Raw genomic sequence first — 5436 nt, 5'->3', positions numbered from 1 at the left:
CGTCGGTATCGGTGGTCATGAGGTTCTCCCGAGCAGGCCGGAGGGACGGAACAGCAGCACAAGCGCCAGGGCCAGCACGACGACGAAGTCGCCGGTGCCGCCGAGGTAGAAGTTCGCGAACTGCTGCAGGACGGCGACGGCGACGGCGGCAATGGCCGCGCCGGTCAGCGAGCCCAGTCCGCCGATCACGGTGACGATGAAGGCGAAGATCAGCAGCGAGCCGCCCAGCATCGGCGAGACGTAGCCGAAGTAGTGCGAGGCCAGAACGCCGCCCAGCCCCGCGGCGGCACCGCCGATCGTAAAGACGAGAGTGAAGGCCTTCCGGACGTCGATGCCGAGGGCCGTCACCATGGAGCGGTTCTCGACGCCGGCCCGGATGATCATGCCGTAGCGGGTGTTCTTCAGGAAGAACACCAGGGCCAGCAGCACCAGGACGGCGGCGATGATGCAGACAAACCGGTCATTGGGGACGCGGGCGCCCAGGATCTCGGTGGTGTCCTTGAACCAGGCGGGTCCCTGGATGAACACCGGATCGGTGCCCCAGATGCCGTCGAAGAGGGCAACCGCGGCGAGCGAGAGTCCCACCGTGATGAGGACCTGTTCGATGTGCCGCTGGTACAGCCGGCGGATCAGGACGAACTCGGTGAAGGCGGCAAACGCGGCCCCGGCCGCGGCCCCGACCAGGAGGGACAGCAGGAACGTCCCCCAGTTGTCGGACCCCGTCCGGCGGGCGATTTCCCAGCCGGTGAAGGCTCCGAGGGTGAGGAACGCGCCGTGCGCGAAGTTGAGCACGCCCATCAGCCCGTAGATCAGGGACAGGCCGGCGGCCACGAGGAAGTAAAGGGCCCCCAGGCCCAGGCCGGTGAAGAGCAGGAGGACGACGGTACTCACAGGGCGGCGCCTTTCCCGGCCGGTGTTTCGGCTGTTTTCCCAGTACTCTCCCGTGCGTGGCCCTCCGCGGAGACACCCAGCAGGCGCTGGGTCAGCTCGGCGTCGTCGAGGAATTCCAGGGCGCTGCCGGTGTGGACCACCCGGCCGCCGGAGAGGACGACGGCGCCCGCGGCGAGCTGCCGGACCACGTGCAGGTTCTGCTCGACCAGGAGGATGGGGACGGTCCTGGCGGCTTCGGCAAGGGTTTCGGCGACCTCGGCGACGATCTTCGGGGCCAGGCCCTTGGTGGGTTCGTCGACGAGCAGGATCTTGTTGGTGTTCAGCAGCGCGCGGGCCAGCGAGACCATCTGCTGCTGGCCGCCGGAGAGCGTGCCCGCCATCTGGGCTGACCGGGCCAGCAGGTCGGGAAAGAGTTCCTCGACGAGCTGGCGCCGGGGTGCGGCGTCGCGTTCGGCGAGCCGGAGATTTTCCGCCACCGTGAGTTTGGAGAACACTTCACGGTCCTCAGGGACGTAGCCCACCCCGCTGCGGATGATCTTGAACGTCGGCTCCTTCTCGATCCGCACACCGTCAAGCTCCACGGTTCCGGTGCGGTCGATCAGGCCGATGATGGCCTTGATGGTGCTGGTTTTCCCGACGCCGTTGCGGCCCAGCAGCGCGGTGATGCCGGTGGCCGGGACGGTGAAGGAAACGTCCTCCACGACCTGCTGTCCGGCGATATGGGCGGTGAGGCCCTCAAGTCTGAGAATCGGGCGGGGGTCCGCTGCGGCGGTCATACGGGTTCTCCAAGGTAGGCACTTTGGACGGTCGGGTCCGACATCACGGCCTCCGGGCTGTCCAGGGCGAGCAGCCTGCCGTGGTGCATCACGGCCACCCGGTCCACGAGGCCCAGGACCACGTCCATGTGGTGCTCCACCATCATCACGGTGCAGCCGCGGTCCCGGTGCATTCCGCGGATGATCGCGGTGAGGGACGGGACGTCCCCCGACGCCACCCCGGCCATCGGCTCGTCCAGGAGTACGACGGCGGGGTCCGTCGCCAGGAGCACGGCGATCTCCACCTTGCGTTTCTCGCCGTGTGAGAGGTCCCCCGCCGCCGTCGTGAGCTGGCCGGTGAGCCCGACTTCCTCGATGGTGCTGCGGGCAATGCGGGTGGCCTCGTCGGAGGCGGACGGGAAGCGCAGGATGCTAAAGCTGCCGCCGAGTTTCGCCTGGGCGGCGAGCCTAACGTTTTCCAGCACGCTGAGCCGGGGAAACAGGTTGGAGGTCTGGAAGGTCCGGCCCAGCCCTGCCCGGGCCCGGCGGTGGACCGGATCGGCCGTGATCTCCCTGCCGTTCAGTGTGATGCTGCCCTCGGTGGGCCGCATCACGCCCGAAATCAGGTTGAACAGGGTGGTCTTGCCGGCACCGTTGGGGCCGATGACACCGACCATTTCGCCGGTGCCGATGGCGAAGCCCACGTCCTGGAGGATGCGCGCACCGCCGATCTGCAGACCGAGGCCGTCCACCGCGAGGGCGGGCAGGGCTGGGGAATTCATGCGGGTCCTTTGTGTTTTCGCTGGGCCGTGAGGGTGGTGTGCGGCGCCGTGCCATGGAGTGCAGCGTTCTGCAGAGTCCCGCAGCGTTGTGCGGCACAGCGCCGCGTCGGGCTACTTCTTTTCCGGCGGGGCGACCGTGTCGCCCGGGACCACCTTGATGAGCTCGGGGGCCCAGGTGCCGCCTGTCTGGACGAGCTTGACCTGGTACATGTCCTGGACCAGGGCGTGGTCCGAGGCGCGGACTGTTTCCTTGCCCTTGGGGCCGTCGAAGCTGAAGCCCTCGAGTGCCTTGACCATGGCGTCGGCGTCGGAGCCGCCCTCCTTGATGGCCTGGACAATCATCTGGCCGGCCACGAAGCCGTCTGGGGTGAAGAGGTCGGCCTTCTTGCCGGCCTTCTCGACCGACGCGATCATCTTCTTCTCCACCTCGGTCCCGGAGGCGCCCGGGAAGTAGTGGTTCAGGAAGCTGATCTTGGCCGTGGCCTCACCGTAGGCGCCGAAGGTGGCGGCGTCGCCGAGCCCGGTGACGATCGGGGCGGCGTCGAAGGCGCCCTGCTGGCTCAGGGTCTGCCACATGGTGCCGGACGTTGCCCCGGCCCAGGCCACGAAGACCATGTCCGGCTTCGCGTCGATGAGCTGGCGGGCGAAGGGGGTGAGCTCCTGTCCGTCCGGAACCAGGACGGATTCGACGGTGGCGCCCTTGGCTCCGAGGACGGCCTTGACAGCTGCGACGTTGCCCTGGCCGAAGGCGTTGTCCTGCGCGAACACGACCACCTTCTTGCCCTTGGTGTCGATGAAGGAACCGGCGGTGGCCACGTCCTGCAGGCTCTGGCGGCCCGAGCGGAAGGTGTACTTGTTGATGCCCTGGATGGCGTCGGTGGCGGCGGGTCCGGAGATATACAGGACCTTGTTCTGTGCGGCCTGTTCCGAGAGCTTGAGCGCGATGCCCGAGACAACGGTCCCGCCGATGATCTTGTAGCCCTTGCCGATCAGGTCCTTGGCAGCCGTGACGGCCTTGTCCGGATCGCCGCCGTCGTCGGCGTAGGTGAGGTTGATCTTGGCGCCGTTGACGGCGCCGGTCCCGCCGGTGGCGTGGTCGATGCCCGCCTGCAGGCCCTCATAGTAGGTGGCGCCGTAGGCCGCCAGCGGGCCGGTCTTGGAGTAGATGATGCCGACGTTGACCGGTTCGGCGGCCTTGGTGCCGCCCGATTCTGCCGGCGCTGCGCTGCCGGCAGTGGGCGCGCAGGCGCTGAGGGCCAGCCCGGTGGCCATAACGGCGGCCATTAGGAACTTCTTTGTATCCTTCACGGGATGCCTTTCGTTGAGAATCCGCGGAATCTGAGCAGGAGATCTGAGCAGGAAGTGCGCTGAACCTGAAAGGTGATTCAGATTACGGCAAATCTATGGGGCAGCTCAGGGCGTGTCAACGGATTTCTAGGGCGGCTTTGCAACGTTATGGCAACGTTTGTTGGGTGAGGGAACGTCCGGCGCTCCCTCAGATCAGGAGCGGGAACGTCCGACGCTCCCTCCCATCAGGGGAAGGAGCCTCTCGGGCGGTCGGCTGGGGAGCGTCAGGCGGGGACGGCGGTGCCCTCGGCCGCGCGGTGGCAGACCGAGGTCATAAAGGGCGTGAATTCGCTCGCGGAACCGAGCCGGAGCCCGGCGCTGTGCGTCAGCACGCCGTCGTCCACCCGGAACGTGTGCCGGGACGTGCCGCGGTCGCTGCGCCGTTCCATGGTGAGGGTGCCGTCCTGCCAGCTGGCACGCGCGGGCGCCTCCGGGGGCAGCCCCATGCTGTTGACGTGGTACCAGAGGGTGTCCAGCCGGGACGGGTCCATGGTGAAGACACCGTGGCCTTCGGTGCGGGTGCCGTCTGAATCAGTGTGCCGGTAGCTGTAGGTAACGGCCAGCCCTGCGGCCGCGCGGGCAAACGTCAGTTCGACGGCGGCCTCACGGGCCGGGCCCCAGGGCGTGGACTGCCACTGCGTGGTTCCCACCCAATGCCCCAGGAACGACTCAAGCGCCTCGTGGGCACTGCCTGGCAGCGGCCGGTCCATTTTTTCCTTTCAGGGTTCCCTTCCAGGTGGGGGTCCTCCCGAGTGACCCCGTCCCCATCATCACGCGGCGCCGCCTGCCGTGTCTAGGTGCGGGTACACCGCTCCGGCCGGTGCAGGCCCAGCTCAGGGGCCTGCGGGGCCGGCGGTCGGAGGCGGGAGGGCGGCCAGAGGGCAGCCAGAGGGCAGCCAGAGGGCAGCGGCACACCTCAGAGGCCGAAGGTCTCTGTTTCCTCGAAGGGACCCACCACCGTGACGGTCCGCGGGGCGGCCGCGAGTTCGCGGGCGAGTTCCTGGACTTCGGCCGCGGTCACGGCCTTGATCTGGCGCAAGGTCTCGTCGATGTCCTGGTATTCACCGGAAACGAGTTCGGCGCGGCCCAGCCGGGACATCCGCGAACCGGTGTCCTCGAGCGCCAGGACGATGCCGCCGCACAGCTGCCCGACGGCCTTGCGGAGTTCCTCCTCGGAGATCCCTCCCCAGGCCAGTTTGTCGAGTTCTGCGCCGAGCAGGTCCACGACCTGCCGGACTTTCGACGGCGTGCAGCCGGCATACATGCCGAAGTAGCCGGCATCAGCGTAGGAGGAGGCGAAGGAGTAGGTGGAGTACACCAGCCCGCGCTTCTCGCGGACTTCCTGGAACAGCCGGGAGGACATGCCGCCGCCGAGCACGGCGTTGAGCACACTCATCACGAAGCGGCGGTCGTCGGTGGCGACGATGGTGGGGCAGCCCATGATGATGTTGGCCTGCTCCACCGGACGCTTCACCACGTGCAGTCCTGCGGTGCCGGTGATGGCGGCCCGGTCGGTGGAGCGGCGCTGCACCGGTGCCGCGTCCGGCTCCAGGCTCCAGCCGGCGGAGTGCAGGGCCGCCACGACAAGTCCGCAGACAACGTCGTGGTCCAGTCCCCCGGCGGCGGTGATGACGAGCTCGTCCGGGCGGTAGTAGCGGCGG

At 68.1% G+C, this 5436-nt stretch carries 6 protein-coding genes; all 6 read right to left on the bottom strand.

The genetic code is table 11. The features are described from left to right. Nucleotides 1–15 precede the first annotated feature (15 nt). On the bottom strand, nt 16–891 hold the full coding sequence (locus K789_RS0109845) for a branched-chain amino acid ABC transporter permease (protein ID WP_024366608.1): 876 nt from the start codon (nt 889–891) through the stop codon (nt 16–18). Beyond that, nucleotides 888–1667 carry an ABC transporter ATP-binding protein gene (locus K789_RS0109840; protein ID WP_024366607.1) on the bottom strand — a complete coding sequence of 260 codons (780 nt, stop codon included), beginning with the start codon at nt 1665–1667 and terminating at the stop codon, nt 888–890. The genes K789_RS0109845 and K789_RS0109840 overlap by 4 nt, the downstream gene beginning before the upstream one ends. Next, nucleotides 1664–2428: an ABC transporter ATP-binding protein gene (locus tag K789_RS0109835; protein WP_024366606.1), complete on the bottom strand. Its 765-nt coding sequence runs from the start codon at nt 2426–2428 to the stop codon at nt 1664–1666. The genes K789_RS0109840 and K789_RS0109835 overlap by 4 nt, the downstream gene beginning before the upstream one ends. A gap of 111 nt (nt 2429–2539) precedes the next feature. Continuing rightward, nucleotides 2540–3736 carry a substrate-binding domain-containing protein gene (locus tag K789_RS0109830; protein WP_024366605.1) on the bottom strand — a complete coding sequence of 399 codons (1197 nt, stop codon included), beginning with the start codon at nt 3734–3736 and terminating at the stop codon, nt 2540–2542. 263 nt (nt 3737–3999) lie between these two features. Continuing rightward, the gene (locus tag K789_RS0109825) at nt 4000–4485 is read right to left on the bottom strand and encodes a DUF1579 family protein (RefSeq protein ID WP_024366604.1); all 486 of its coding nucleotides are present in this window, start codon (nt 4483–4485) and stop codon (nt 4000–4002) included. A gap of 206 nt (nt 4486–4691) precedes the next feature. Next, a partial coding sequence (locus K789_RS0109820; protein WP_024366603.1) for a M16 family metallopeptidase occupies nt 4692–5436 on the bottom strand: 745 nt, incomplete at its 5' end.

The sequence above is a fragment of the Arthrobacter sp. TB 26 genome (assembly GCF_000427315.1).
In the GTDB taxonomy this organism is placed as follows: domain Bacteria; phylum Actinomycetota; class Actinomycetes; order Actinomycetales; family Micrococcaceae; genus Arthrobacter.
Note: the sequence above shows the minus strand (reverse complement) of the source record. Positions and strands in the feature narration are given on the sequence as shown.